Consider the following 24060-nt stretch of genomic DNA (forward strand, 5'->3'; position numbering starts at 1 on the left):
GAGCAGGTGAAGCCTGGATCGCTGGTCATGACGTGGAGCCTGGTGACCGGCTTCGGCACGCCCCGGCCGGCCACCCAGAACCAGCCCTGGGCCCGCTACCGATCCGGCGGACCACGTTACAAGCGCCTTGAAGGCGCGGGGGCCGCTGCCCAGCTCACCGTTCGGCAGGCAGGTGGCGGGAGGCCGTCCGCCAGGCTTCCGCGACAGCGGTGCGGGCACGCAGCGTGGCGTCGGCCACGTCCCCGGTGAGGCGGAGGGGTTCGCCGAGGTGGACGTGCAGGGCCGGGCGGCGCAGCGGTGCGGTGACGACTCCGGCGATCTGCTTCAGCGGGCCGCCGGAGGTGATCCGGCGGGCCCCGGCGTGTCCGAGGGGGACGACAGGGGCACCGGTGGCGATGGCGAGGCGGGCCAGGCCGGTGCGGAAGGTGCCGGGTTCGCGCTCGCCGGAGTCCGGACGGCGCGGGAGGCCGCCTTCGGCGTAGATCACCACGACCCGTCCCCGCTGAAGGGCCTGGGCCGCGCGGTCCAGGGCCTCGGCCGCGTGGCGGCTGCCCCGCTGGACCGGGATGTGGCCCTCGCGTCTCAGGAAGCCGCCCAGGACGGGAATCCGCCACAGACCTGCGGCGGCCAGGACGACCGGTCGCTCGGCGCCCAGACGGCGGAGGGCGGCCAGGACCACTCCCGGATCGACCAGGGCGGTGTGGTTCGGGGCGATGATGCTGCCCGGTTCGACGGGGTGCGACGCGGTGGTCGTCACGGTCAGCCGGCCGAGGACCGGGACGACGGTGCGGGCGACGGTGGTGAGCACGTTCAGCCTCTCCCTGCTTTCCGGGGGGTGCCGCCCGGCACCGCCCATGATCGCTATGGTCGCCCGTTCGCGTCCGGGAGCGCATGAGTAGCCGTACTCACCTGGCGCCGCTGGTCAGACAGGGGCCCGGTCATGATGGTCGTGAGCGGCGCGCCGGCGTCCCCCCGGCGGGATCAGCGCGGCCCCGAGGGCGAGCAGGGCCAGGGCGAACAGCCAGCCGCCGAGGACGTCGGTCGGCCAGTGCACCCCGAGCAGGACACGGCTCGCCCCGACGGCGAGGGCCCAGCAGATCAGCAGCCCGGCGGCGACCCGGGCCGTGACGGAGCGGAACGTACGCAGGACCGCCCAGGCCAGGAGTCCGGCCGCGAGGGCGGAGGTGGTGGCGTGCCCGGAGGGGAAGGCGTGGCCGGACGCGTGGGTGGCCCAGTCCGCCGCCGGCGGGCGGGGCCGCGCGATGGCGTACATGACGGCGTAGCGGACGGCCTGGCCCAGCGCGAGGAAGCCCACGGCGCCGGCGGCCACCAGTGGCGGCCGGCGCGTGCCGTGCCCGGCGATGATGCCCGCGGCCAGGGCGCAGAGGTAGGGGACGGCTCCGGTGCCGGTGGCGGTGACGGCTCTCGCCAGGGTCGCCGCGCGGTGCGGGCGGTGGTCCTGCGCCCAGGCGTGCGCGGTCCGGTCGAGGGCGAAGGGCGCGCCGTGCCGGTGGGCCACGGCCGCGGCCAGGAGCGTGAAGAGCACGGCGGACGCGCAGAGCACGGTCACCGCGGGTCGGTTCACCGCGGCACGCGTCATCGCTGGCCGGTTCACCGCGGGGCCACCAGCGGGCGCAGGCGGGTGTCGCGGAGCCGGTCCACCAGCGGGGCGCCGTGTCGGGCCGCGAGCATGAGCGGCCAGGCGACGGCCGCGCCCACCACCAGGCCGGTGGCGGCGTCGTGCGGGTAGTGCGCGCCGACCCACACCCGGCTGCAGGCCATCACGATCGCCGCGGGGACCGCGAGGGCCGCGAGCCTGCGGTCGGTGAGCAGGACGGCGACGGCGGCAGCGGCGCCGATGGCGGCATGGTTGCTGGGGAAGGACCAGTCCCCCGGCGCCGGGCAGGCCTCCAGGGTGACCGTGTGCAGCGTCCGGCACGGCCGCACCTCCCTGACCAGGGACTTGAAGGCGTTGTCGGCGAGGAGGGCCACGACCACCACGAGGGGTGCGGCCAGCGCCGTGGCGGTGCGCGGCGGAGCGGCGGCCCGGGCGCGCCACCAGGCGGCGAGGAGCAGCACGGCGAACAGCACGAGGCCGTAGGTGGAGAAGAGGGTGACGGCGGAGTCGAGCCAGGCCGGTGATCGCTGGGCCAGGCCGGTGACGGACCGGTACAGGCCGCCGTCGACGGAGCTGCCGCCGTACGCGAGAGGCATCAGCGGGAGTCCGCCGCGGACTCACGCGCACGGCGGGAGCGGGAGCGCAGGATCTCCAGGGCGAGCGGCGTCAGGGAGACGGCCACGACCAGGGCGATGACGGGCAGGAGGTAGCGGTCGACGTTGGGGACGGACGAGCCCAGCGCGTAGCCGCCCAGCACCAGGCCGACGGTCCAGACGGTGCCGCCGGCCGTCTGCCAGAGCGTGAAGCGGCGGGCGGGGACGTCGAGCGCGCCGGCCAGCGGGTTGAGGACGGTGCGCACGACGGGGACGAAGCGGGCCAGCACGATCGCCTTGGCGTGGCCGTAGCGGTCGAGGAGTTCCTCCGCGCGGGCGGCTCCCTCACGGAGTTTGCGGGCCCGGCTGCGGGCCAGCAGGGCCCGTCCTCCGCGCCGGCCGATCCAGTAGCCGGTCTGTGCTCCCAGCAGTGCGCCGGCGACCGAGGCGAGCAGGACCTCGGGCAGCGAGAGGTGGACCGGTCCGTGGGCGCCGGGGACGCAGAGCAGGCCGGCGGTGAAGAGCAGGGAGTCGCCGGGGAGGAAGAAGCCGATCAGCAGGCCGGTCTCGGCGAAGAGTACGACCGCGATGCCCAGGGCTCCGAACGCGGACAGCAGGGAGCCCGCGTCCAGGATGTTCACGGCCTGCGGCATCGCGTCGAACACGGATACGGCCATGGGGGGCGGCTCCCGGTTAGTGTGGGCAGGGCTGTCCTGCGTGACGGCTCGACCGGCTGCCCAGCACTGACTACAGTGCGGTAGACGGTCTACATCACTGTAGACGAAAGGTGGGGAAGGAGCGTTCCCATGAGCGACACGAGCCCCGAGCGACGGCCGGCCGGCGAGCTGGAGGCGAGCGTCCTGGCGGCCCTGTGGACCGCCGGCGAACCGCTGACCCCCGGGCAGGTGCAGGAAGCGATCGGAGCCCCGCTCGCCCGGACGACGGTCGCCACGATCCTGTCCCGCCTGCACGACAAGGGCACGGTCACCCGCGTCCGCGCGGGACGCGGCTACGCCTACACCCCCACCGAGGACGCCCCCGGCCTGACCGCCCGCCGTATGCACTCCGAACTCCAGAAGGACGAGGACCGCGGCACCGTCCTCGCCCGCTTCGTCTCCCAGCTCAACAACGAGGACGAGCGGCTGCTGCGCGCCCTGCTGGAGGGTGGTACCTGATGACCCACCTGGTGTGGCCGGCGCTCCTCGTCCCCTTCCTCGCACCCTTTCTCGCGGTACCGGCCGCGCGGCGCGTCGCCGTCGCGCTCGACCCCCGCCGGGCCGTGGCGCTGCTCACCGCGACGGCGGCGGCCCTGGCGGTCAGCTGCGCGGCGGCGCTGGTGCTGCTCGTCGTTCCCGGGGCCACGTACCTGCCGGTGGTGGCCGTACTCGGCGAGATGATCAGGCCGTTGACGGTGGGACCGCCGACTGTCGCCGTCACGGTCGCCGTGGCCGCCGCCGGGCTGCTGGCCTGGCGGTCCTGCGCCGCCCTGGCGGTCCTGCGCCGCCGGCGTGCCGATCTGCGCCGGGCCGGAGTGCTGGTGGACGGCGGCGACGCGGAGCTGGCGGTACTGCGGGACGACCATCCCGACGCGTACGCGCTGCCGGGCCGTCCCGGCAGGATCGTGGTGACCACCGGGATGCTGCACGCCCTGGACGCGGAGGAACGCGAGGCGCTGTTCGCCCATGAGCGCGCCCACCTGCGTGGCCGCCACCACCTCTTCCTCGGCGTCGCGGAACTGGCCGCCCTGGTCCACCCCGCCCTGACCGCGCTGCGGGAACCGCTCGGCTACGCGCTGGAGCGCGCCGCCGACGAGGCCGCGGCCGAGGCCGTCGGTGACCGCCGCCTAGTCGGCCGGGCGATCGGCCGGGCCGCCCTGGCCGCACACGCCGCCCCCGCGAGCCGACGCCCCCGCGCCGCACTGGCCGCGGCCGCCGGCCCGGTCCCCCGCCGGGTGGCCGCCCTGCTGGGCGCCGGACCGTGCACCTCGCCACGTACGACCCGGACCGGCCGGTTCGTCGCCGTCGCCCTCCTGGCCTGCGTCGCGCTCTCCGGCGCGTCCGCGATCGGTGCGGCGGACTCCCTGCACACCGGCATCGAGATCGCCCAGGGGGAGAACCCGCACGACTGACCGACCATGACCGCTGCTGTGACCGCGACCGGGGCTGTGACCGCTGACCGCGACCGGGGTGCGGTCAGCCGGTGACCTTCTCCCAGACCGAGACGTGCCGGTGGCTCTCGCTCGTGAAGGGTTCCCGCGTCCATCCGGCCCACCGCTCGCGCAGCCGCAGGCCGGCGAGCTGGGCCATCAGGTCGAGTTCGGCGGGCCACACATACCGGAAGGGGATCGACCGGTAGTCACCGCGGCCGTCGACGACTTCGACATAGTTCGAACTCATCGTCTGGGTGGCGACGTCGTAGAGGTCGAACGCCCACCGCGTCGGGCTCACCTGGAACGGCACGGCGTTCTGCCCGGCCGGAAGCCTGCGCAGTTCGGGGACCATGACCTCGATGACGAAGCAGCCCCCGGGTCCGAGGTGGGCCGCGGCGTTGCGGAAGCAGGCCACCTGGGCGGCCTGCGTGGTCAGATTCATGATCGTGTTGAACACCAGGTACGCGACGGAGAACGCCCCCTCCACCTCCGTGGTGGCGAAGTCGCCGATCGTCACGCCGATGGCGTCGCCGCCGGGCTTGGCACGCAGCCGGGAGACCATCGCCCGCGACAGATCGATACCGTGGACCGGAACCCCGCGAGCTGCCAGCGGCAGTGCGACGCGCCCTGTCCCGATGCCGAACTCAAGAGCCCGTCCGGCTCCGGCGAGTTCCGCGAGCAGTCCGACGGCCGAATCCACAACATGCTTTGCGAACATGTCCGCTGACGACTCGTCATAGGTTGCCGCGACATTCTCACCGAAGTATCCGTCCCCGTCACCCATCGGCCGAAGGTACCGCGCGGGAGGCCGGAGGTGCGCGCCAATTACGCGCGGGCTCCGCGGCGGTCAGTCCTCGCCGCGCACGATGTTCCACTCGGGTCCGGCTACCTCTTGTCTCTCCGCGGCGCCTGTCTTCACCCGCGCGGAGCGGCAGGTGCGCACTCCCTGGTCACTGTTCCGGGTGGCGCTGTCGGCTGGGCTGTCGGTCCGTGTGTCCACGGCCGTCATCTCCTCTGGTCAGTCGGTTTCCGGTATGCGAAGCGATGCAGGACGTGTACCCACCGGCGGCGGCGCCAGACAACCTTCCTTCTCCCCCGCCCCGCTCAGCACTGGTCGTCGACGAGTTCGCCGAACTCGTCCTGGCTCATCGCCCGGTCGTCGGCCCACACCTGACCGGGGCTCAGGGAGTCGAGATCGTCCGCGGTGAAATACACATCGCCGTCGTACGGGGACCAGTCGCCGCGGGGCCCGGTGAAGGTCAGGGCGTACGTCCGGCCGGGCAGCAACTCCTGCCGGCCTTCCGTCTCCGCGTGCCAGGAGGCCGGTGGTGAGAACAAGCGGAACGTCGTCGGGCCGATGCGCGCCGGCGTCCACATCACCCAGCCGCTGTCCTCGGCGCTGGAGGGAGCCGCGGCCGATTCGTCGGCACCGGCGTCGTCCTCGTCCCCGTGCTCGTCCTCGTCCTCGTCCTCGTCCCAACTCAGCAGGGCCATGCCCGTGGCGTGGTCTCCGTCGCACAGCCGCACCATCGCGACCGGCTTCCCGTCCCTGCCCATCGACACCGCCACGAGCGGCAGCCGCGCCGGACTGCACCCGCTCAGCAGTCCGAGCGCCGCCACCGCGCCCACCGCGCCGACCCCACCCCGCCGCACGTCGCACACCCCTCCCCGTCAATGCCCAGCCTACGGCTCAACGGGCCTGCTCCAGAAGGGACTTACGTGGGCGGCCCCGGCGGTCTCCCGCATCGTGATCAGCAGGTCCCGAGGAAGTCCGAAAGCATGGCGTGAAGGGTGTCCGGCTGTTCCAGGTGCAGGTCGTGGCCGGTCCGGGGAATGCTGACCGCCACCGTGGCGGGGCGCTGCCGGAGCATCCGGTCGGCGTCCTGCGGGGGGATGATGCCTGCCTGGGCCAGGACCACCAGAGTGGGGCACGTGACGCGCTGCCACTCGTGCCAGTAGGAGCTTCCGGCGCTGTCGGTCAGCGAGCGGACCATCACATCCCGGTCGAAGCGCGGCCACCAGCCGTCCCCGCGCTCTTCCAGTCCGTCCGCCCATCCCTCACCGACCGGCCCGCCGCCGAGGAACCGGACGGCGGCTGCGCGCGACGCGAACGGTGTCGGCCACGAGTCGAGCCAGTCGCCGATCGTGGCCGGGACGTCCGGGTCGGGACCGCTCGGCCCGGCTTCGATCAGGACGAGCGCACGGATCTGCCCGGGGTGGGCGGCGGCCGTGAGCATGGCCGTGTGACCGCCGAGGGACTGGCCGACCAGGACAGGGCGCCGCAGTGCCAGCTGTTCGAGGACGGCGACGACGTCGGCGACGTAGGCGGCGCGGGAGACATCCTCCGGCTGACGCTCGCTGGCGCCGTGCCCACGCTGGTCGACGGCGACGACGCGATACCGGGGACTCAGCCTCCTTGCCTGCTCGTCCCATTCGCCCGCGTGCCCGGCCAGCCCGTGCAACAGCACGACGGGCTGCCCCGAGCCGCCCCAGTCCCTGCAGACGAGGCGTACGCCTTGCCGCGTCACGACGCGTTCGGACCATGCCACGGGAGACCTCCGGGAGAGTTGGCGGAGCTTGATCATCCCTCACGAGGCCGCTGCGGGGCGCGGGCTTTCGCTGGCCGGGCTCGTTCACGTCGGCGGATCGCAGGCATGCCGGGGGTCGGGTTCCGTCGTAGTCAACAAGCCGGACCTGTCTGCCGCTTGAGCGTCCGCCGCCCGGTCGGGGCCGACGGTCGGACTCCAGGCTCTCGGGCTCCAGGCTCTCGGGCTCCAGGCTCCCTGGCGACCCCCGCGCCAACGCCTGATCCCCCTCAGCCAGCACCTGACGCACGCCGGCGGTCGCGGGCGCGCTCGCGGCGGCGGGCGGAATGTCGCGCGACGCATGGAACGTACCCGGCGCACCGGGCGCCTCGCGCGGACGCGCGCTGGCAGCGGCGGGCGGAGTGCGGGACAGTCGTACGAGTGCCGGGAGCTCGTGGGCCCGGGTCGGGCCCAGGTCTTCACCAGTCGAGGAGTTGCGATGTCTGTCACCGCGAGCACGGGCACGGGCGGTCGTTCCAAGATGCTGGTGCTCGCAGCGATGATCTTCGCGGTCGCGATGACGTTCATCGATCAGACCATCGTCTCCATCGCGGTACCGCAGATCCAGGACGAACTCGGCCTGAGCAGCACCGGCGTCCAGTGGGCGGTCAACGCCTATCTGATGGCGCTGGCCGCGCTCTTCGCCTTCGGCGGGCGGCTGGCGGACACGGCCGGGCACCGGAAGATGGTGCTGCTGGGCGTGATCGTGTTCGCCGGGGCGTCGGCGATGTGCGGGCTGACCCCGAAGGGCGGTCTGGCCGAGGCGTGGATCGTGACGTTCCGGGCCGTCCAGGGAGCGGGCGGGGCGATCATGTTCCCGGCCGCACTCGCCATCGTCGTACAGACATTCGCCCTCCGCGAGCGCGGCAAGGCCCTGGCGCTCTTCTTCGGCATCGCCGGAGGGCTCACCGCGATCGGCCCGATCCTGGGCGGCTACCTGACCGAGTGGACCTGGCGCGCCATCTTCTGGGTGAACATCCCCGTCGCGCTGATCGCCCTGGTGCTGATCGCGCTGGCCAGGCCGGTGACCGAGCACCGGCCGGCGCCTATGGACTACCGCGGGCTGGTCCTGATCGCCGGCGGCGTGTCCCTGAGTGTGCTGGGCTTCCAGCAGGCGCCGATCTGGGGCTGGAGCAATCCCGCCGTGGGGTTGTGCATCGTGGCCGGTGTGCTGCTCCTGGTCGTGTTCTGCCTGGTCGAGCGCCGTACCGAGTCGCCGCTGATCCAGGTCCGTATCTTCCGGATCCGGGCGTTCGCGGTGGAGAACCTGGTGCTGGGCATCGCCATGCTGGTGTTCGTCCCGATCTTCTTCTTCGCCAGTGAGTACGCGCAGATCGCCCTGGGCCAGTCGGCCCAGCAGGCCGGTCTGTACCTGCTCTACTTCTTCCTCGGCTTCGTCGTCGCCGCCCAGATCGGCGGCCGGATGCTCGACCGCGGCGGCGCCAAACGCCCCGTGGTACTGGGCTGCGCCCTGTCCGCCGTCGGGTTCTTCCTGTGGGCCGGGAAGATCACCCGGCTCGATTTCGGTGCCCAGCAGTGGTACGTCGTCCTGGCCGGAGCCGGGATGGGCATGATGCTGGGCCCGGCCAGCACCGACGCGATCAACCGCGCCTCACGGCTGTCGTACGGCGAGGCGACCGGCATCACCCAGACCGTCCGCAACTACGCCGCCAGTCTCGGACTGGCGATTTTGGGGACCACCCTGGTGTCCGAGATGCGGTCCCGGATCACCACCTCGCTGATCGCGCAGGGCGTCCCTGCCGGGCAGGCGGCGGCGGACGCGGAACGCTTCTCGCAGTCCCAGGGCGGCAGCACCGGCACGATCCCGGCGTTCGTCCGGCTCGACTTCGCGTACGCCACCCGCACCGTCGTCTACGCCATGGCCGCGATCATGGCCGTGGCGGCGATCGTCGCGCTGCTCGGACTGCGACGCGGCCTCCAGGCCGAACACCCCGATCCCAACGAGCCCAACGAGCCCACCGCGGCCACCGCGGCCGACGAGCCCACCGCGGCCGTCGGTGGAGACGGTCTATGACGAGGACCGCGCTTCCCAGGCCGGGGTTGTGCGCAGGTTGGGTACGGCCCAGCTGAGTGCCGCAACGGCTGCGAGGATTCCGGCGACCGCGAACGGATGCGCGATGAGCGTGTCGGTGATGTGGTTGAGCGGGTTGTTCGCGATCAGGGTGGTTCGTTCGGCGAGCCATGCCGCGGCCAGCACGACGCCCATCGCGGCGACGGCGAGGCGTACCGCGCGGTAGATCCGGGTTCGGCTGAGGACCAGCAGGGACGGCATGAGCAGGGCCACGACCATGAGCTGGGTCAGTTCGATGCCGATGTTGAACCCCAGGAGGGTGGCGACCAGGGATCCTCGGCCGAGGTCGAGGTCGCCGAGCAGTGCGGCGAAGGCGAGGCCGTGCATGAGCCCGAACCCGGCGGCGATCCACGCCTCGCCGCCGGGAACGAGGGGTCTGATGGCGTGGACGCCGGAGACCAGGATGGACAGGGCGATCAGGCTTTCCACCACGCGCGTGGGAGCGCTGACGTAGCCGAGGGCACCGAGGGCGAGGGTGATGGAGTGCCCGACGGCGAAGGCCGTGACGACGTGCACGACGCGCCGGCAGTTGCGGCGCAGGTCGTCGGCACGGACCCATCGACCGCGACGGGCGAGGAGCGGTGCGGGTAGCAGGAGCATGACGAGGAACAGCAGGTGGTCGGCGCCTTCGGAGATGTGGCGGATGCCCAGGCGTACGGCGGCGGCGAAACCGTGCTCGGTGGTGGCGCCCGCGGCTGGTACGGCGATGGTGTGCTGTTGCCAGTCGAGCACGCCCAGGGTGGTGTAGCTGCCGGAGCCGTTGGGGCGGAGCGAGACGAGGATCTGGTGCGACAGCAGGTGATGCACGATCGCGTCGTAGGTGAGTCGGAAGTCGCCCACCGTGCCGTCCGGCGGCCGCAGGTCCAGGTCGAAGACGAGGTGGTCGACGCCGTCGATCTTCTCGACGCGGCCGCCGCTGACGGTGGTGGTCCACCGGGTGCCGTCGTGGTCGGCCGCGGAGGTGTGGCTGCGCACGTAGCGGCGCAGCTCTTCGAGCTTGGCCGGTTTGACGACGGTTGCCGCGGTGAGGGGCTGGTCGATGGCGATGGCGAGCCGGTCGATGGGGAGTTCCACCTTGCCGGTCACCTGGTCCGCCGCGGCGTCGAGCAGGATCGCCGTGGTGCTCAGCGGGTGGGCGTCAGCGCTCGTCGGCGCGATGACCGTCACCGTGGCCAACGCGATCGCGAGACACGCGAGCAGCGTCCCGGCGCGGGCCGCCCACCTGCCGAGCGGGCCGCGCCGGGAGTGCTGCCGTGTGCTGTGCGGCAGTCGGGGCATTGTGATGAAGTGCATGGTCAGCTCGGCTTGCTGCTGCCGTAGTCGTTGGTCTTGTCCCGGTAGACCGAGTGGTAGTGGATGTTGGGTGTGCTCTGGCTACGGGTGTTGATGAACTCGATCCACACGCTGGGGCCGTCGATGCGGATGTAGCTGTTCTCGTCGGTCGGGCCGGTGTTGTTGGACCAGCCGATGCGGGTCTTGCTCAACTCGGACTCGTACTTGGCCATCAGCTTGTCGGCGGCCGTCTTGTCGAGGTCGCCGACGTAGGTCCGGATCGCCGCGGTTACCAGCTTCTTCTGGGCGGCGGTCAGCTGTGAGAGCAGCAGGCCCTCGGAGGTGGGGAAGGTCCCCGAGTCCTTGCCGGGACCCATGACCAGGTCGTCGAACGTCCCGGAGGTGATCTCCGCGGCCTTCTTCTGCTTGGCGGTCAGCCCCGCCAGCATGGCGAACATGGCCGTCGACTCGTCCTTGACCGGCTCGACCGTGGTGCCGCCGGACTTGAACGACGTCGGCTCCGAGCCGACGAACTGCGGGGTCTGGCTGACCTGGTCGCCGTTGTAGGTGAGGTTGCGGGCCAGGTGATGCCCACCGAACTGGACCATGAACGGCTGCGTCGTCGACGGCTTCCCGTACACGGCGAAGTAGTAGTCCTTCAAGGCGCCGAATCCGTCCGCGCCCTGGCCCCCGAGGCGGTTCAGCTCGTCGTCGGCCTTCTGGATGTTGACGTCCTCCTCGGCGCCGCTGGGACTCAGCGCCTTCTCGAGCACCGCGGCGGCGGCCTTCCGCTGGGCGGCGGTGAGGTCGGACAGCTCGATGCCCTCGCGGGGCACGGTGGTCGCGGGGAAGTTCGACCAGGTCTGCCGCGCCTTGTTGTCCGAGAAGTCGTACTCGACCTTGTCGCGCTTGGTGTCGTCCAGGGTGGCCAGGAACGCGTTCACCGCCTTGACGACTTCCGCGGTGTTGGCCCCGCCCGCACTGGCCCCGTTGGAGTTGAGGTCAACCTCCGTGACCTGCTGCATACCTCCCCCCGGGCCCTGGCCGCCGCTCTGCTGCGCCGAAGCGCTCGCCGACGACGACGTGGAGGTGCCCGAACCGCAACCACTGACGACGAGAACCGCCGACAGCACGGCACTGGATGTTATGGCACGGCTTTTGCGCATGACTGTTGGAACTCCTCTGATCGTGGCGGGAGTGGCGCTCCTGCTCCGGAGTGGTCTATCGCAACGGCCTATGTGCGCTCAGATAAAGACGGCGTAGGGAAGCGGCGCTGCCTCGCAACCGCCCTGTGCCGCGACCCCATCTGTTTCCATGTCTGCGGGGTGTGTCCGGTCGGCGTCCGGAACCCGGTCATCGAGTGCGCGGGGATCCGCCAACGGATGACTGGCGCCGGACACTCGCTGGTGGCTTCGCTCGGATCCTTGGCCTTTAAGCCCCTTATGGCGTGGTCGGCCCCGTTGGGGTGCCGGCGATCCGGGTGATGAGGAAGTCGAGCCGTTCCTCCTGTCGGCCCGGGGGGGATGCGGCCGCTGTCGGACAGAACGGCCATGCCGTGCAACGCGCTCCAGATGACTTCGGCGAATAGTTCGCGTCGCTCGTTGTCCGGGGGGAAGCAGCTGACGAACTCGTCGAAACAAGCCCGCAGCGGGGGCGGTGTCTCGGCGCTCGCGAACTTCAAGTCGGTGGGCAGGATGAAGGTCGGCGCACGCATAATCTTCATCGGCGCGCGCGCCTTTGGGGCGCCGCAGGCCGCAGCCGGCTTCGGCATTCCCGGCACGCCGACCGAGGACCGCAACTTCCAGGCCTGACTGTCCGTCAAGGCCGTGCGCGACATGGCCTCGGGGGTCTTCATCATCATCCTGACGGCTGGAGCGACACCCCACCTGCTGGGCTGGTTCACGCCGGCCGCCACCGGCATACCCGTCGGCGACGCGCTCATCGTGTTGCGCAGCAACGGGCCCAAGACGGCCGTTTACAACATCCACGGGGCCACCGCCGTGGTGATGCCGGTGATCAGCGTGCTCCTGTGCTCGTCGCGTAACCGCTTGTCACCCCGCATTGGCCGGATGTCGCGCTGGTCTCCGGTGCGGCGCGGGCGTCGCACCGGCGGACATGGGCGGTGATGGCCGCGTTCTGCTCCTCGTGGGCGCGGTGGTCGGTGCCGTTGAGGACGAAGCAGCGCGGGGCAGCGCGGGGCAGCGAACTCCGATGCGAGCCGGGCCACTAGTAGGGCTTGGTCAGGTTGGTTGTGGTGGTGCGTGTCCTGTGGGTCGGGTGTGGCGTTGAGTGTGTGTGACTCCGGACGAGATTGCTGTGGTGCGTGGTGAGTTGGAGGCGTTCGCGGCGGGGGTGTTCGAGCCGTTTGCGCGCAAGGATCAGCGTCGGTGGGGGCAGGTCTATCTGCGGGGGCTGCTGACCGATGGGCAGCGTAAGTCGGTCGAGCCGATGGCCGCCCGGCTCGGGGAGGACGGCAATCGTCAGGCACTGGCCAACTTCATCACCACCAGCCCCTGGGACCCGGCGCACATCCGGGCCCGGCTGGCCTGGCGGATGGAGGAGGCGATCGGTCCGGAGGCCCTGGTCTTCGACGACACCGGGTTCTTGAAGGATGGGACGGCCTCGGCATGCGTGTCGCGGCAGTACACCGGCACCGCGGGCAAGGTCACCAACTGCCAGGTCGGCGTCTCGCTCCACCTCGCCTCCGACCACGCTTCGGCGGCGGTCAACTGGCGGCTGTTCCTGCCCCAGACCTGGGACCCTGCCTCACCGAAGGCCGATGCGGACAAGGTCGCCCGACGTGCCGCCTGCGGCATCCCGGACGATATCGGGCATGTGGAGAAGTGGCAGCTGGCCCTGGACATGCTCGACGAGATCCGCTCCTGGGGGATCGAGGTGCCGCTGGCCATCGCGGACGCCGGATACGGCGACGCCGCCGCGTTCCGGCACGGACTGCAGGCCCGCGGCCTGAACTACGTCGTGGGAATCTCCAGCACGCTGTCGGCTCAGCCCGCCGGCGCGGTGCCGGTGGCCGAGCCGTATGCGGGGACCGGACGCCCGCCGGTGGCGAAGTATCCCGACAAGCCGCAGTCGGTGAAGGAGCTGGTCACCGCGGCGGGCCGGAAGGCGGCCCGGCCGGTGCAGTGGCGGGAGGGCTCCCGGCCCGGCACCGGCCGCTCGGGCCGCAGGCGGATGTACTCGCGCTTCGTGGCCCTGCGCATCCGGCCCGCCGGACGCGAGGTCCGCCAGAACGTCGACGGCCCGGAACTGCCCGTGTGCTGGCTGCTGGCCGAATGGCCTGCCGGCGAGAGCGAGCCGGTGCAGTTCTGGCTGTCCGACCTGCCCTCCGGCATGCCGTTGACCACGCTGGTCCGGCTCGCCAAACTCCGCTGGCGCATCGAGCACGACTACCGGGAGATGAAGCAGGCCCTGGGACTCGCCCACTTCGAGGGCCGAACCTGGAACGGCTGGCACCACCACGTCACCCTCGTCTCCGTCGCGCACGCCTTCTGCACCCTGCAACGACTGGCCCGGGCCCCAAAAGACACGGCGCCGGCCTGAGCCTCTACCAAGTCGTCCGCGAGCTACAGACACTCCTCGCCCTCTGGACCGGCGCCTGCCCGACCTGTCACCGCGACATACCAACGTCCATATCAACCTGACCAGGCACTACTAGTGCCGCCCCGGGTTGATCCTACGGGGGGTCGCTGGGCGGACAAAGGCGTGTATTGCAACCGCCGAGGGTCACTTGCTGTCCAGCCGCCCCAGCGCGTGGGCGTCGGCGAGGACGGACCGGGCCATCTGCCAGTCGGTGTGGTCGATGCCGGTGATGTGGCGTAGGTAGGCGAGGGTGACCTGCTGCACGAGGGCGACGCGGCTGGGGTCCTCGTCGGTGGTCTCTGCTGCCTGGTAGCCGGAGATGCCGCCGAGGAAGTGCTCGCCGCCGTAGACGGTGAGCAGGCTCTTGTTGCCGCGGCTGAGGGTGTAGGGGTCGCTTGTCCAGGCGGGTCCTCGGGTGGTGAGCGGGAGGTCGTCCTTGTCGCCGGCGACCACCAGTCCGGGGGCAGTGATGTGGGAGAAGTCCTGGTCGCGGAGCCAGGGAAGGTTCTCGTGGGCGAAGGGGGTCAGTTCGTCGCCGCCCTCGCCGGCCGTGGCCAGCTGGATGCTGGCCACGACCCGGGAGTCGGACAGGTCGTCGGCGGTGCCGGTCCGGGGGTCGGTGACGCGCAGACCTACCAGAATGCCCGCGGTCTGGCCTCCGAAGGAGTGGCCCGCTGCGACGATGCGGCTGTGGTCGACCCGGCCGGACAGGCCGGGCACGGATGCCTCCAGCGGCTTGAGCTCATCCAGGATGCGCTTCATGTCCTGCACGCGGTAGCGCCACAGGTGGGGCCTGCGGGAGTCGTCCGCGGCGATGGCGACCCGCTTGGAGTCGAGATGCGTGGCTTGGATCACCACGAAGCCATGAGAGGCCCAGTGGTCGACCAGCGGTGCGTAGCCGTCCAGGTCGGAGCCGAATCCGTGTGCGAAGAGCACGATCGGCAGGCGTGTGCCAGTGAGCGGTGCGGAAACGCGTACGTGCAGGTCCTGGCCGCGCTGAGGTGCGGGCAGCACGATTGGCTTGACCGTTACGGTCGGGGTGGGAGCGGGGCCGGTGAGACCGGTCGTCTGGTGGGTGGTCATGCGCGTGCTTCTTTCCGGTGTGGTGCGGGTGGCGGGTCAGGTGGTCTTGACGTTGAGGACGCGTTCGGCGTTGAGGTGACCGAGCTTCGCCCTGCCCTGCTCGTCGAGGGGGCGGTGTCTACGAAGGCGCGGGCGCCGCCGGGGCCGGCGAATGAGTCGCGGGAGTCGACGCCTCCCAGGCCGGGGGCACCGGAGTTGCTCTCAGCGGTGGGGCAGCGTACGGGGAGTCGACTCCGAACATGACGCGGTCAGGCCCCAGTACGTCCAAGGCTGCCGTCGGCATGCGGTGGCTGTAGAGGCCGCCGGCGGTGACGGAGAGGTTGCCGGTGATGTAGTCCAGGACGCGGCGCTGCAGGTGCGTCGCGGCGGTGCTGAGCAGGTCGACGCGGTCGGCGAACGGCACGAGCATCTCGCCCCAGTGCCCCAGGCACGATCTGCAGGTCGGGGTGGCGGTCGAAGGTACCGGCCAGGATGAGACGGAGCGTGGCCAGGCCGGCTTCCGAGTGCCGGCCCCAGCCGGAAGCTGTCGTGGTCCAGGAACCTCTCGCCGTGCGCGGGAAGAGCATCGCGCCGACATGTCCCATCCCGGTGACGACGCGTTCCAGTTCGGTAGCAGCTGCCTGCGGGTCAGACGTGGGTAGCGTGGCGAAGGCTGCGAAGCGGTCGGGGTGGCGCCGCACGGCGTCCGCGAGCAGGTCATTGGCTTCCCGTGCGAGCGGGACCGCCACCTGCGCGGGCAAGGGCTGGGTCCCGGGGGTGGTGATGGACAGGACCTCCATGTCCACACCACTGGCATCCATCCGCGCCAGACGCTCCTCACCGACGTCGAGCAGTCGCCGGCTGACCTCGCCCCGGCTGCTCATCTTGTTGACGGTCTGGTCGCCGCCCCACTTCAGCAGGGCCTTACGCAGTCCGGGTGTCCAGGCGGGTTCTTCGACGCCGATCACTCGCCGGGCCTGGACGATGTCCTCACTCATGGCAAGCTCCATTTCGCACACACGGCCCGGGACCTGTTGGGCGAAAACCCCGGGGTCATGTCAGCTACGCTAAAACTTGACGTCGACGTCAAAGGCAAGTCGTCATGGCGTAGATCACATGGAGCTCGGAATGCGCATTGGGGAACTCGCCCGCCGCACAGGCGTCAGCACCCGGGCCCTGCGGTACTACGAGGAGCAGAACCTGCTCACCGCCGAGCGCAGCAACACCGGCCAGCGTCACTACCCGGAAACTGCGGTCGGCCGGATCCTCCTGGTCCGGGAACTGTTCACCGCCGGTCTGTCGAGCAAGATCATCGCCGAGCTCACGCCCTGCGTCATCGACGGCAAGGCCACACCCGAACTCCTGGACCGCCTGGCTGTGGAGCGCGGTCACATCGACCAGCACATCGCCGATCTCACGCACACCCGAGACCGGCTCGACTCGGTCATCGCCAGCGCCTCCGCATCCATGGACACCGGGACCCCCTGCCGGCCCGGCCCGGCATCGACCGCTCCGGCGCAGGTCAGCGGCGCTACCCTCCGTGGTGATCAAGAAGCTCGGGAAGGTGGATGACGTCGTCCAGTCCCTTCGCGGTGCTCTGGAACACTGATCAGCTCGCACTGTTACGAGAACTGGCGAGCTCGCGAACGGCGCCGCTGCGGCGGGTGCAGCGAGCGCATGTCGCCCTGGCCTGCGCACAGGGCACCGCGAACGCCGTCATCGCCCGCACGCTCCGGCTGCACCTGGACACCGTGCCCCGCTGGCGTAAGCGGTTCACCGCCGAAGGACTCGCAGCTCTGGAGGACCGTCCCCGGCCGGGCACCCGCGCCGCTACGGTCCCGAAGTGCGTCTGGCCATTGTGGCCACGGTGACCTCGGCACGCCCCGCCGTCGACAGCCAGTGGACCCATCGCGCCATCGCTGGTCACCTGGCCAGCACCGGCATCTCGGCCTCCCAGGTCGGACCCTGCGTGGACGAGAAGACCGCGATGCAGGCCCGCTCACGCAGGCATCCAACCCGCCGCGCGCACCCCGGCCGGCTCGAACGCCGCGAGTTCGAGTACCGCCGCCACGGCACCGCCTCCATCGTCGCCGCACTGGACGTCCACACCGGGCAGGTCCTGGTCGAGGACATCGCGCGCAACGACTCGGTCACCCTCATCGCCTTCCTGCGATTGCTGGAGCACGCCGTCCCAGCGGAGTCGACGATCCACCTGATCCTGGACAACGGCTCCTCGCACACCTCAAAGGCGACCCGGTCCTGGCTGGGCTGAACCAGGTGGAGACATTCTTCTCGATCCTGGCCCGCCGACTCCTACGCCGAGGCGAGTTCGACTCCCGCCAGGACCTCGTCGAGCAGATCCGCGAATTCACCCTCGCCTACGACGACCAGGCGCGACCATTCCGCTGGTCCTACGACAGCACCCCGCTCAAGGCAGCCCGACCCCCGCAGGATCAGCGCGGCGAAGCACTAGCATCCCGGGTCATGGCGATGTTCGTGCACTTGACCTCGGCGGCGAACGCGCCGCGCATCCGGCGGTCCGGGATCCGCGCGGCCCGTTACGGGCAGGAAGGCGCGCGCGGGGTCTACTGCTTCCCGGTGCTGGCCTCGTACACCCTCACCCACCAGTGGCTGCGCGAGCTGGCCCGTTTCGGCAGCCGGGGAGGGCTGGTGGCTGTCCAGGTGCGGCTGGACGACGCCCAGCAGGTGCTGGTCGGGCGCTATACGGACCGGACGCGGGACGCCCGGGCGACCGTTTCCGCGGCCGAGGCGGTGCGGCGGATCGCGGCTCTGGAGGACCCGCGCGGGTGGGAGGTGCTGGTGCCCCGAACGGTCCGGCCGCGCGAGGTGCACCGGGTTCGCGCCGCGCCGCAGGTGGCGGGCTGGCGGTATCTGCCCGACGCGCACGGCGTGCGTCCCTGCACCTGCACGGGGTGCCGGGTGCGCGGCGGCTACGGGGCGCGGCGCCTGCGCGAGCGGTTGCCGCATCCGCTGGACGGCCCGCCGCCGCCCACCAGGGTGCTGCTGGCCAGGATCGCGGCGGCGGGTGATCCGGGAGACCCGGCCGTGCTGCTGGAGACGCTGCACTGGTTCGGAATGCGCCGGCGGGGCCCGCTCGCCCCCTTGCAACGGCTCGCCGTCCATCCCGACCCCCGGGTACGGGAGGAGCTGGTCCGGGCGGTCGCCCACTGGTCCACCCCCGGGGTCGCCGAGCTGGTGAACGGCCTCGCCGGCGACCCGCACCCGGATGTCCGGGAGGCGGTGGAGGCAGTAGTGGAGGAAGCCCGGAACATCGAGGTCGTCAGCTGACCGCCGACACCTGGGAGGCGTCCGCCAGTTGGCCGCGCAGGCGGGCCGCGGATACATCGACGTCCTCTCGTCTCCTCACTCAACGACGGCCACCGCTCCACCCCGGTCCGCATCCGGGGTCGCCCGCGAGGCCGTCCCGACCTCCTGGTGCGGCGGGCGACGGCGGGTAGTCGTCGACGGTCATGGAGTTGTAGAGGCGTCCGCTCTCGGTGGTGAGGCGGACGAGGGCGCGGCCGGGGCCCGCGGGCAGGGCGGAGATCAGGCGCGCGCCCTGGGCCAGTCCCCACACGCCGAGGCGGGACGTGGGGATCAGGGTCTTCGCCGCGCTCAGCGCGACCGCGCGGCTGCCGCGCACGTGCTCCGCCATCACGCGCTCGTAGGCGGGGAAGGCGCGCTCGTGGTCGCCGCCCGCCCGTGCCAGCTCTCCGGCGAGGACGTACGCGCCGACGACGGCCAGGCTGGTGCCGCCGCCGACGGCCGGACCGGGGCAGTAGCCCGCGTCACCGACGAGCGTCACCCTCCCCTGCGACCAGGTGTCCATGCGGAGCTGGGTGATCGAGTCGAAGTAGAACGCCGGGGTGCGGTCGAGCTCGTCCAGCCAGCGGTCCACGTGGGCGTGCATGCCGGCGAACGCGCCGCGCAGCAGCTCCTTCTGCCGGGGCACGTCGCGGTGGTGGTAGTCGAGCTCGCGCTCGCTCCGGAACAGGAACAACGCCCGCGCCTCGCCGAGGTGCCGCGCGCCGTACATGCCGGCAGTGCGGCCGACGTGGATGAGGAGCTCGCGGTCGAGGTCGGAGACGTTCGGCAGGGTCAGCACCCCGAGGTGGGCCCCGATGAAGGCGTTGCAGCGGGACTCGTCGTCGAAGACGAGGCGGCGCACGTTGGAGTGCAGTCCGTCCGCGCCGACGACGAGGTCGAAGCGGCGCGGCGCGGCGTTTTCGAACCGCACCTCGCCGTCGGGCGCGATCGCGGTGATCGAGTCGCCGAATACGTACTCGACGTCGTCGTGTGCGGCGTCGTAGTAGATCTCGCTCAGGTCGTCGCGCATGATCTCGACGTGCCGGTCGGAGGTGGCACTGAAGATCTTGGAGAGGTCCGCCCGGACGGGACGCCGTGAGCCCTCCCGGTAGACGGTCATCCGGTTCGTGCCGGTGGCCCGCTCCTCGATACGCGGGAGCACGCCCATCTTCTCCGAGATGTTCGTCGCGGGCCGAAACAGGTCGACCGCGTGGCCGCCGGTCTTGCGCAGAGCCGGTGCGCGTTCGACGACGGTGACGGAAAAGCCGTGCCTGGTGAGCCAGTAGGCCAGCACCGGACCGGCGACGCTGGCGCCGGAGACGAGAATCCGCATGGCACCCCCCCCTTTCATTCAGTCCACCCGTACGGCGTGGATCGCGGTGAAGGCCAGCAGGGGGACAGCGGTCCGCGGCGGATCCTCAAGCAGGGGCGAGTGCCCGAGACCGGGCAGCAACTCGACCTTCGCGCCCGGAACGGCGCGGTAATCACAGGCGGATGAGGATCGCCATCTGCGGTCGTCCTCGCCGAAGATCACCAGTAGCGGCTTGCCCAGGACGGTCAGCCGATCCGGCAGCGCCCGCTGCTCCAGGTAGGAGCGGGTGGCCCGCATCGTCGTGGTGAACGTGTGGTGGGTCATACCGCGCACATCGTCCAGGAGCTCTTCCGGGATCCGGTAGCCCGCGCGGCTGAAACCCGTGCTCGCGAACCGCCGGAGCTGCTCGTCGGTCGGCGGCCACCGCGAGGGGCCGGTCGCGGCGGAATCCGGTGCGATCAAGGCGTCCAGGCTGGGTCCTGTGTTGACGAGCGCGAGCGCGGTCACCAGGTCGGGCCGCTGTTCGGCGAGGGCGGTGGCGACCACGCCACCGCTGGAATGACCGACGACCACGGCGTGCCCGACGCCGAGCCGGTCCAGCGCCATGCCGGCCCGACGTGCCTGGTCCGGGAGCGCGTAGCTGCGGTCGGCCGGTTTGGCCGACCGGCCGTGCCCGAGCAGGTCGATCCGGATGACGCGGTGAGATCCGGTCAGCAGCGGAACCATCGGGTCCCACGAGCGGGTCGAGGACGCGGACCCGTGGATGAGCAGGAGTGCGGGGGCGTCGCGGGGGCCGTCCTGGCACACGTGGATGTCGCCGTCGTCCAGCGACAGGGTTGAGCTCTCGGTGGGCTCGGCGCCGCCGTTCACATACGAACCACCGTCAGAAACAGTCATGGGCCCACTGTCTCCGCCGGGCGTGCCGGTGGATTGGACGAATGTTCCCCTCAGCCGGCTCACGTAGCATGGAATGATGCGGAGCTTCGTGCACGGTGCGGCTGTGTGGGGCGTCGAGTGCCCGCAACGGCCCAGCCGGGTGGCCGGTGTCACCATGGCCGGGTTCCGTGTCCGTGACCTGGAAGCGCTCCGGATAGTCCCGCACCCGGCCGTGACGCTGCTCCTGGAGTTCGGTGCCGGTTCGCCCGTCATTGACTGTGCCGCCGGGCGGCAGCAGCGGGGAAGCATCGTCGCCGGGCCCGGGCTCGGGTCCGCGGGCGCGGTCCGGGCCCGGGGAGAGAACGTCGAGTGCGTGCAGGTACGCCTGTCCCCGGTGATCGCATGCGCGGTTCTGGGCGCCTCCCCCGCCGACGTCGACGGGGCCGTCGTGTCGCTGGGCGACCTGTGGGGCCGGGAGGCGTCACGGATCCGCGAACAACTCGGCGATGTCTCGTCGTGGCAGGATCGCTTCGCGTTGACGGACGCGCTGCTCGCCCGCCGGCATCAGGCGGGGCCGCCGGTGGACCCGGAGGTGGCCTGGGCCTGGCACCGGATCGCCGTCAGCCGTGGCCTGATCCGGGTCGACGGACTCGCGGCCGAGGTCGGGTGGAGCCGTAAGCGGCTGTGGTCCCGGTTCCGGTCGCAGCTCGGTCTGCCGCCCAAGCGCGCCGTGAAGCTGGTCCGCTTCGACCATGCCGCCCACCGCCTGGTCGCGGGTGAAGGCGCGGCCCAAGTCGCGGCCGACACCGGCTACGCCGACCAGTCCCACCTGCATCGAGACGTCATGGCGTTCACCGGGGCAACCCCCGCGACCGTGGCCGGCGAGCCGTTTCTCGCCGTTGACGACATCGCATGGCCCGGCCGCGGAACAACCGCCATGCCTCACGTCTCCAGGAAGCTCCGGCTCGGTCGCCCGCCGGAGGTGAGACGGCTACCGCTGTGAACGTCGCCGGCCGCCGGGCTCCTGCAACTGTGCGTCGTGAAGCTCACCTTCACCGGCGGCACCTGGTAGAGCCGTGAGATCACCCGCGTTTGCGGCCCGGTGACACGGAGCGGTGATCACAGGAGCCGCGTTGCCCGGCCCGGCGGTGGTGACCGGGACGGCGGCGATTGTGGCGGCAACTGACGCATCGGCTGGGCGCGGGCCCAGGCGCGGTGAGCCGGCACCTGGGCAGTCCTGCACCGCGCATGCTGGTCACCCGGGCCAGGGACGGACGCCTCGTCCTTTACGTGCGCAGTCCCCTCGGCGATCCTGCCGCACGCGCGACCGGTGCCGGCCGTGCCGGCCGTGCCGGCCGCCGCGGGACTTCCGGGGGTTCAGACGACTACGCCGCCCACCCCGGAACGTCCCGCCGGGACACCGACGACGAGGACGGTCACCCGCTCGCGGACCGACTCGCCGAAGACGACGGCCAGCGCGTCGGTGGTGGCCGCGATCAGCCGGGCCGGGGCGTTGTCGATCTCCGGCAGGCGCAGCGCCGGTTCACGCATGTACAGCGTGACGACGGGTGCGTTCTCACCGGTGGGCACGCCGCCCACGCCCAGGCGGCCCTGCGGTATTCCGAACAGCTCCACGACCGCTCTCGCTCTCGCCCGCTCGCCGTACACGGCGACCACGGCGTCCGTCAGCGCGCCGATGAGCGCCGCCTCGGCGTCCGCGTCGAGTTCGTCCTCGCGGATCTGTACGTTGAAGTGCGGCATGGCGGATCTCCGTTCAGCCGGGGTTACATCACAGCGGATTCACTTTGAGAACAAAGCACCTTTGCTAATAAAGGTATCTGGAGGGCGGGCCGATGTCCACGGAAGACAGCCGGGAGGAATCCGACCCGACGGGCGTCGACGACGCCATCAGGGCGTTGCTGCTGCTCATGCCGCGCATGGTCGGGCGCGCGAAGCGCATCCCGGTGCCCGGCGAGCTCCGGTCACTCGACCTGGCACCACGGCATCTGTCGCTGCTGTCCTGCCTGCTGTTCGACGGACCGATGACCGTGAACGACCTGGCCGCCCGCCTGGAGGTCGCCCCGACGACCGTGAGCCTCATGGTCGGCGAGCTGAGCCGGAAGGGCATCCTGGAGCGCCACGAGGACGCGTCGGACCGGCGCCGTCGCATCGTCAGCATCACCGACAGCAAGCAGCCGTCCATCGCCGACTGGCTGGCACCCGGCGCCGCCGCCTGGCGTCACGCCCTGGGGCCGCTGACCCCCGGCCAACGGCGGATGTTCGTCAGCACCTTGCGGGCCTACGAGGAGAGGATGGCCGGCGGCGAGGACGGCTGATCGCTTCGCGGCGACCCGCTACGAGCCGCTCGGCTCCGGTGAGGAGCCGTAGGCGCCGCGCTCCTCGACGGTGCCGCCGAGTTCGGCCGCGAGACCCTCCATGTACTTTTTGGACTTCGCCGAGAGGGCCCAGCGGTTTCCGACGAGATAGATCCCTCCGTACATCTCCGCGTAGTCCAGCCAGGCGCGTTGGCCGGCGGCCGTGTCGAAGTCCAGGAGCACATGCTCGGCCTCGGAGGTCGTGCACGTCGCCTGACGGTAGTCGGCGGCCTTCGAGGTGATCTTGGGCGTACAGCCGAGGGCAGCCGCCAGCTGCTTCACCGTGAGGGGGCGGGCGGCCTTGCCGCTCGGGCCGGCGGGGGCCGTTGTGCGTTCGGCGGCCGCCGCCGCGTCCGGGTCGGCGCCTCCGCCGCAGCCGGCGATCAGCAGCGCCGAGGCGGCGGTGACGACCGGGGCCACGAACACACGGTTCAGCCGGGTTCGCGAGAAACCACCGCGGGCGGGGGCCACAGGGGACGGATCAGCCATCGGGCAGCCTCTCATGGCGGGTGCACGGGTCAGGTCTGCGGATATACGCGCCCGACGCGACCGCTGTTCATCATCACGGCCCCTGGCTCCAGCGCCGCACGGCGGCGCCGTGGTTGAGCTGTCAACCACGGGTACGGTGGGCCCATGCCCCCGGAACCGAAATGGCTCGACCCGCGCGAGGACCGCGCGTGGCGGACCTTCATGCACGCGCACCATCAGCTCGGCCTCCGTCTGCAACGGCACCTCCTCCAGGACTCCGGCCTCACCGAGGCCGACTACGAGATCCTCGCCGTGCTGTCGGAACACCCCGCCGGCGAGATGCCCGCGCAGGAGCTGTGCGGGCTGCTGTTCTGGGAGAAGAGCCGGCTCTCCCACCAGACCCGGCGCATGGAGCAGCGGGGGCTGATCACCCGCGACCCCAACCCCGCCGACGCCCGGAGCACCGTGGTCCGGCTGCTGCCCGCCGGACGCCGGGCCATCGGGAACGCCGCGCCCCCGCACGTGGACAACGTCCGCCGGCATTTCATCGACCTCCTCAGCCCCGCCGAACTCGACACCCTCACCGCCGTCCACGAGCGGCTCCTGCGTCACCTCGCGGACGAACCCGCTCCCGACGACGTGGCGCTCCCGGACTGAGACCGGCTCAGGTCCGCAGACCGGGCAGTACGTACCGCTTACCAAGCGGTACGTACTGCCCGGCGCCGCGGTGT

28 protein-coding genes are annotated in these 24060 nt (G+C 71.4%); 13 read left to right on the forward strand and 15 right to left on the reverse strand.

Annotated features, from left to right (window positions below):
• Positions 1-154 precede the first annotated feature (154 nt).
• The 4 genes from RWE79_RS03880 to RWE79_RS03895 all read right to left on the reverse strand — a co-directional run bounded on the left by RWE79_RS03880 (position 155) and on the right by RWE79_RS03895 (position 2888).
• Positions 155-808, reverse strand: a complete 654-nt coding sequence (locus RWE79_RS03880; RefSeq protein ID WP_475938583.1) for a lysophospholipid acyltransferase family protein — start codon at positions 806-808, stop codon at positions 155-157.
• 114 nt (positions 809-922) lie between these two features.
• On the reverse strand, positions 923-1585 hold the full coding sequence (locus RWE79_RS03885; RefSeq protein WP_475938584.1) for a phosphatase PAP2 family protein: 663 nt from the start codon (positions 1583-1585) through the stop codon (positions 923-925).
• Between the two features lie 26 nt (positions 1586-1611).
• The gene (locus RWE79_RS03890) at positions 1612-2214 is read right to left on the reverse strand and encodes a phosphatase PAP2 family protein (RefSeq protein WP_475938585.1); all 603 of its coding nucleotides are present in this window, start codon (positions 2212-2214) and stop codon (positions 1612-1614) included.
• The gene (locus RWE79_RS03895) at positions 2214-2888 is read right to left on the reverse strand and encodes a DedA family protein (protein WP_475938586.1); all 675 of its coding nucleotides are present in this window, start codon (positions 2886-2888) and stop codon (positions 2214-2216) included. Before RWE79_RS03895 ends, RWE79_RS03890 begins: the two co-directional genes overlap by 1 nt.
• 129 nt (positions 2889-3017) lie before the next feature.
• Here RWE79_RS03895 and RWE79_RS03900 point away from each other — a divergent pair, with 129 nt between their 5' ends.
• Both RWE79_RS03900 and RWE79_RS03905 read left to right on the forward strand, forming a co-directional pair.
• A complete protein-coding gene (locus tag RWE79_RS03900; protein ID WP_475938587.1) occupies positions 3018-3386 on the forward strand; it encodes a BlaI/MecI/CopY family transcriptional regulator in 369 nt (122 codons plus the stop codon).
• Positions 3386-4339 (forward strand): M48 family metalloprotease, encoded by a 954-nt coding sequence (locus RWE79_RS03905; protein WP_475938588.1) that lies wholly within the window; start codon positions 3386-3388, stop codon positions 4337-4339. Before RWE79_RS03900 ends, RWE79_RS03905 begins: the two co-directional genes overlap by 1 nt.
• Positions 4340-4403: 64 nt before the next feature.
• On the opposite strand, the gene RWE79_RS03910 is transcribed toward RWE79_RS03905, so the two are convergent.
• The 3 genes from RWE79_RS03910 to RWE79_RS03920 all read right to left on the reverse strand — a co-directional run bounded on the left by RWE79_RS03910 (position 4404) and on the right by RWE79_RS03920 (position 6909).
• Positions 4404-5144, reverse strand: coding sequence for a class I SAM-dependent DNA methyltransferase (locus RWE79_RS03910; protein ID WP_475938589.1), 741 nt, complete (start codon positions 5142-5144; stop codon positions 4404-4406).
• A 320-nt stretch (positions 5145-5464) separates the two neighbouring features.
• Positions 5465-6013: a hypothetical protein gene (locus RWE79_RS03915; protein WP_475938590.1), complete on the reverse strand. Its 549-nt coding sequence runs from the start codon at positions 6011-6013 to the stop codon at positions 5465-5467.
• A 98-nt stretch (positions 6014-6111) separates the two neighbouring features.
• Positions 6112-6909, reverse strand: a complete 798-nt coding sequence (locus RWE79_RS03920) for an alpha/beta fold hydrolase (RefSeq protein ID WP_475938591.1) — start codon at positions 6907-6909, stop codon at positions 6112-6114.
• Positions 6910-7384: 475 nt separating this feature from the next.
• On the opposite strand from RWE79_RS03920, the gene RWE79_RS03925 reads away from it, so the two are divergent.
• Positions 7385-8980: an MFS transporter gene (locus tag RWE79_RS03925; RefSeq protein ID WP_475938592.1), complete on the forward strand. Its 1596-nt coding sequence runs from the start codon at positions 7385-7387 to the stop codon at positions 8978-8980.
• Here the strand turns inward: RWE79_RS03925 and RWE79_RS03930 are convergent.
• Positions 8975-10330, reverse strand: coding sequence for a HupE/UreJ family protein (locus RWE79_RS03930; protein ID WP_475938593.1), 1356 nt, complete (start codon positions 10328-10330; stop codon positions 8975-8977). The two genes, RWE79_RS03925 and RWE79_RS03930, sit on opposite strands and share 6 nt — an antisense overlap.
• A gap of 2 nt (positions 10331-10332) precedes the next feature.
• Positions 10333-11334, reverse strand: a complete 1002-nt coding sequence (locus RWE79_RS03935; protein WP_475938594.1) for a DUF3500 domain-containing protein — start codon at positions 11332-11334, stop codon at positions 10333-10335.
• 525 nt (positions 11335-11859) lie between these two features.
• Here RWE79_RS03935 and RWE79_RS03940 point away from each other — a divergent pair.
• The 3 genes from RWE79_RS03940 to RWE79_RS03950 all read left to right on the forward strand — a co-directional run bounded on the left by RWE79_RS03940 (position 11860) and on the right by RWE79_RS03950 (position 13870).
• Positions 11860-12120 (forward strand): hypothetical protein, encoded by a 261-nt coding sequence (locus RWE79_RS03940; protein ID WP_475938595.1) that lies wholly within the window; start codon positions 11860-11862, stop codon positions 12118-12120.
• 15 nt (positions 12121-12135) lie between these two features.
• Entirely contained in the window at positions 12136-12435 is a 300-nt protein-coding gene (locus RWE79_RS03945; protein ID WP_475938596.1) for a DUF4267 domain-containing protein, read from the forward strand.
• A 169-nt stretch (positions 12436-12604) separates the two neighbouring features.
• Positions 12605-13870 (forward strand): IS701 family transposase, encoded by a 1266-nt coding sequence (locus RWE79_RS03950; protein ID WP_475938066.1) that lies wholly within the window; start codon positions 12605-12607, stop codon positions 13868-13870.
• 183 nt (positions 13871-14053) lie between these two features.
• Here the strand turns inward: RWE79_RS03950 and RWE79_RS03955 are convergent, their stop codons facing one another.
• Both RWE79_RS03955 and RWE79_RS03960 read right to left on the reverse strand, forming a co-directional pair.
• Complete coding sequence (locus RWE79_RS03955; RefSeq protein ID WP_475938597.1) at positions 14054-14992, reverse strand: alpha/beta hydrolase family protein; 939 nt, start codon at positions 14990-14992, stop codon at positions 14054-14056.
• A 248-nt stretch (positions 14993-15240) separates the two neighbouring features.
• Positions 15241-15981: an amidohydrolase family protein gene (locus tag RWE79_RS03960; RefSeq protein ID WP_475938598.1), complete on the reverse strand. Its 741-nt coding sequence runs from the start codon at positions 15979-15981 to the stop codon at positions 15241-15243.
• Positions 15982-16099: 118 nt separating this feature from the next.
• Here RWE79_RS03960 and RWE79_RS03965 point away from each other — a divergent pair, with 118 nt between their 5' ends.
• The 4 genes from RWE79_RS03965 to RWE79_RS03980 all read left to right on the forward strand — a co-directional run bounded on the left by RWE79_RS03965 (position 16100) and on the right by RWE79_RS03980 (position 18280).
• Entirely contained in the window at positions 16100-16543 is a 444-nt protein-coding gene (locus tag RWE79_RS03965) for a MerR family transcriptional regulator (RefSeq protein ID WP_475938599.1), read from the forward strand.
• A complete protein-coding gene (locus tag RWE79_RS03970) occupies positions 16540-16842 on the forward strand; it encodes a helix-turn-helix domain-containing protein (protein ID WP_475938600.1) in 303 nt (100 codons plus the stop codon). The genes RWE79_RS03965 and RWE79_RS03970 overlap by 4 nt, the downstream gene beginning before the upstream one ends.
• A complete protein-coding gene (locus RWE79_RS03975; protein ID WP_475938601.1) occupies positions 16815-17243 on the forward strand; it encodes a transposase in 429 nt (142 codons plus the stop codon). The genes RWE79_RS03970 and RWE79_RS03975 overlap by 28 nt, the downstream gene beginning before the upstream one ends.
• A 212-nt stretch (positions 17244-17455) precedes the next feature.
• Positions 17456-18280 (forward strand): HEAT repeat domain-containing protein, encoded by an 825-nt coding sequence (locus RWE79_RS03980; protein ID WP_475945586.1) that lies wholly within the window; start codon positions 17456-17458, stop codon positions 18278-18280.
• A gap of 79 nt (positions 18281-18359) precedes the next feature.
• Here RWE79_RS03980 and RWE79_RS03985 read toward each other — a convergent pair whose 3' ends face one another.
• On the reverse strand, positions 18360-19631 hold the full coding sequence (locus RWE79_RS03985; protein WP_475938602.1) for an FAD-dependent monooxygenase: 1272 nt from the start codon (positions 19629-19631) through the stop codon (positions 18360-18362).
• 18 nt (positions 19632-19649) lie between these two features.
• Positions 19650-20507: an alpha/beta fold hydrolase gene (locus RWE79_RS03990; protein ID WP_475938603.1), complete on the reverse strand. Its 858-nt coding sequence runs from the start codon at positions 20505-20507 to the stop codon at positions 19650-19652.
• Positions 20508-20583: 76 nt separating this feature from the next.
• Here RWE79_RS03990 and RWE79_RS03995 point away from each other — a divergent pair, with 76 nt between their 5' ends.
• Positions 20584-21489: a helix-turn-helix domain-containing protein gene (locus RWE79_RS03995; protein WP_475938604.1), complete on the forward strand. Its 906-nt coding sequence runs from the start codon at positions 20584-20586 to the stop codon at positions 21487-21489.
• 374 nt (positions 21490-21863) lie between these two features.
• On the opposite strand, the gene RWE79_RS04000 is transcribed toward RWE79_RS03995, so the two are convergent.
• On the reverse strand, positions 21864-22247 hold the full coding sequence (locus RWE79_RS04000) for a tautomerase family protein (protein ID WP_475938605.1): 384 nt from the start codon (positions 22245-22247) through the stop codon (positions 21864-21866).
• A 92-nt stretch (positions 22248-22339) separates the two neighbouring features.
• Here RWE79_RS04000 and RWE79_RS04005 point away from each other — a divergent pair, with 92 nt between their 5' ends.
• Entirely contained in the window at positions 22340-22822 is a 483-nt protein-coding gene (locus RWE79_RS04005; protein WP_475938606.1) for a MarR family winged helix-turn-helix transcriptional regulator, read from the forward strand.
• Between the two features lie 18 nt (positions 22823-22840).
• On the opposite strand, the gene RWE79_RS04010 is transcribed toward RWE79_RS04005, so the two are convergent.
• Entirely contained in the window at positions 22841-23281 is a 441-nt protein-coding gene (locus tag RWE79_RS04010) for a hypothetical protein (protein ID WP_475938607.1), read from the reverse strand.
• Between the two features lie 213 nt (positions 23282-23494).
• Here RWE79_RS04010 and RWE79_RS04015 point away from each other — a divergent pair, with 213 nt between their 5' ends.
• A complete protein-coding gene (locus RWE79_RS04015; protein WP_475938608.1) occupies positions 23495-23986 on the forward strand; it encodes a MarR family winged helix-turn-helix transcriptional regulator in 492 nt (163 codons plus the stop codon).
• Positions 23987-24060 lie beyond the last annotated feature (74 nt).

Source organism: Streptomyces sp. RLA131, assembly GCF_056270125.1.

Excerpts from the sequence above, each read along its gene's own strand:
- RWE79_RS03890 (WP_475938585.1), bottom strand. The coding sequence starts at position 2,214 with ATGCCTCTCGCGTACGGCGGCAGCTCCGTCGACGGCGGCCTGTACCGG.
- RWE79_RS03895 (WP_475938586.1), bottom strand. The coding sequence starts at position 2,888 with ATGGCCGTATCCGTGTTCGACGCGATGCCGCAGGCCGTGAACATCCTG.
- RWE79_RS03900 (WP_475938587.1), top strand. The coding sequence starts at position 3,018 with ATGAGCGACACGAGCCCCGAGCGACGGCCGGCCGGCGAGCTGGAGGCG.
- RWE79_RS03905 (WP_475938588.1), top strand. The coding sequence starts at position 3,386 with ATGACCCACCTGGTGTGGCCGGCGCTCCTCGTCCCCTTCCTCGCACCC.
- RWE79_RS03910 (WP_475938589.1), bottom strand. The coding sequence starts at position 5,144 with ATGGGTGACGGGGACGGATACTTCGGTGAGAATGTCGCGGCAACCTAT.
- RWE79_RS03925 (WP_475938592.1), top strand. The coding sequence starts at position 7,385 with ATGTCTGTCACCGCGAGCACGGGCACGGGCGGTCGTTCCAAGATGCTG.
- RWE79_RS03930 (WP_475938593.1), bottom strand. The coding sequence starts at position 10,330 with ATGCACTTCATCACAATGCCCCGACTGCCGCACAGCACACGGCAGCAC.
- RWE79_RS03935 (WP_475938594.1), bottom strand. The coding sequence starts at position 11,334 with ATGCAGCAGGTCACGGAGGTTGACCTCAACTCCAACGGGGCCAGTGCG.
- RWE79_RS03940 (WP_475938595.1), top strand. The coding sequence starts at position 11,860 with ATGCCGTGCAACGCGCTCCAGATGACTTCGGCGAATAGTTCGCGTCGC.
- RWE79_RS03955 (WP_475938597.1), bottom strand. The coding sequence starts at position 14,992 with ATGACCACCCACCAGACGACCGGTCTCACCGGCCCCGCTCCCACCCCG.
- RWE79_RS03960 (WP_475938598.1), bottom strand. The coding sequence starts at position 15,981 with ATGGAGCTTGCCATGAGTGAGGACATCGTCCAGGCCCGGCGAGTGATC.
- RWE79_RS03965 (WP_475938599.1), top strand. The coding sequence starts at position 16,100 with ATGCGCATTGGGGAACTCGCCCGCCGCACAGGCGTCAGCACCCGGGCC.
- RWE79_RS03970 (WP_475938600.1), top strand. The coding sequence starts at position 16,540 with ATGACGTCGTCCAGTCCCTTCGCGGTGCTCTGGAACACTGATCAGCTC.
- RWE79_RS03980 (WP_475945586.1), top strand. The coding sequence starts at position 17,456 with ATGGCGATGTTCGTGCACTTGACCTCGGCGGCGAACGCGCCGCGCATC.
- RWE79_RS03985 (WP_475938602.1), bottom strand. The coding sequence starts at position 19,631 with ATGCGGATTCTCGTCTCCGGCGCCAGCGTCGCCGGTCCGGTGCTGGCC.
- RWE79_RS03990 (WP_475938603.1), bottom strand. The coding sequence starts at position 20,507 with ATGACTGTTTCTGACGGTGGTTCGTATGTGAACGGCGGCGCCGAGCCC.
- RWE79_RS03995 (WP_475938604.1), top strand. The coding sequence starts at position 20,584 with ATGCGGAGCTTCGTGCACGGTGCGGCTGTGTGGGGCGTCGAGTGCCCG.
- RWE79_RS04000 (WP_475938605.1), bottom strand. The coding sequence starts at position 22,247 with ATGCCGCACTTCAACGTACAGATCCGCGAGGACGAACTCGACGCGGAC.
- RWE79_RS04005 (WP_475938606.1), top strand. The coding sequence starts at position 22,340 with ATGTCCACGGAAGACAGCCGGGAGGAATCCGACCCGACGGGCGTCGAC.
- RWE79_RS04015 (WP_475938608.1), top strand. The coding sequence starts at position 23,495 with ATGCCCCCGGAACCGAAATGGCTCGACCCGCGCGAGGACCGCGCGTGG.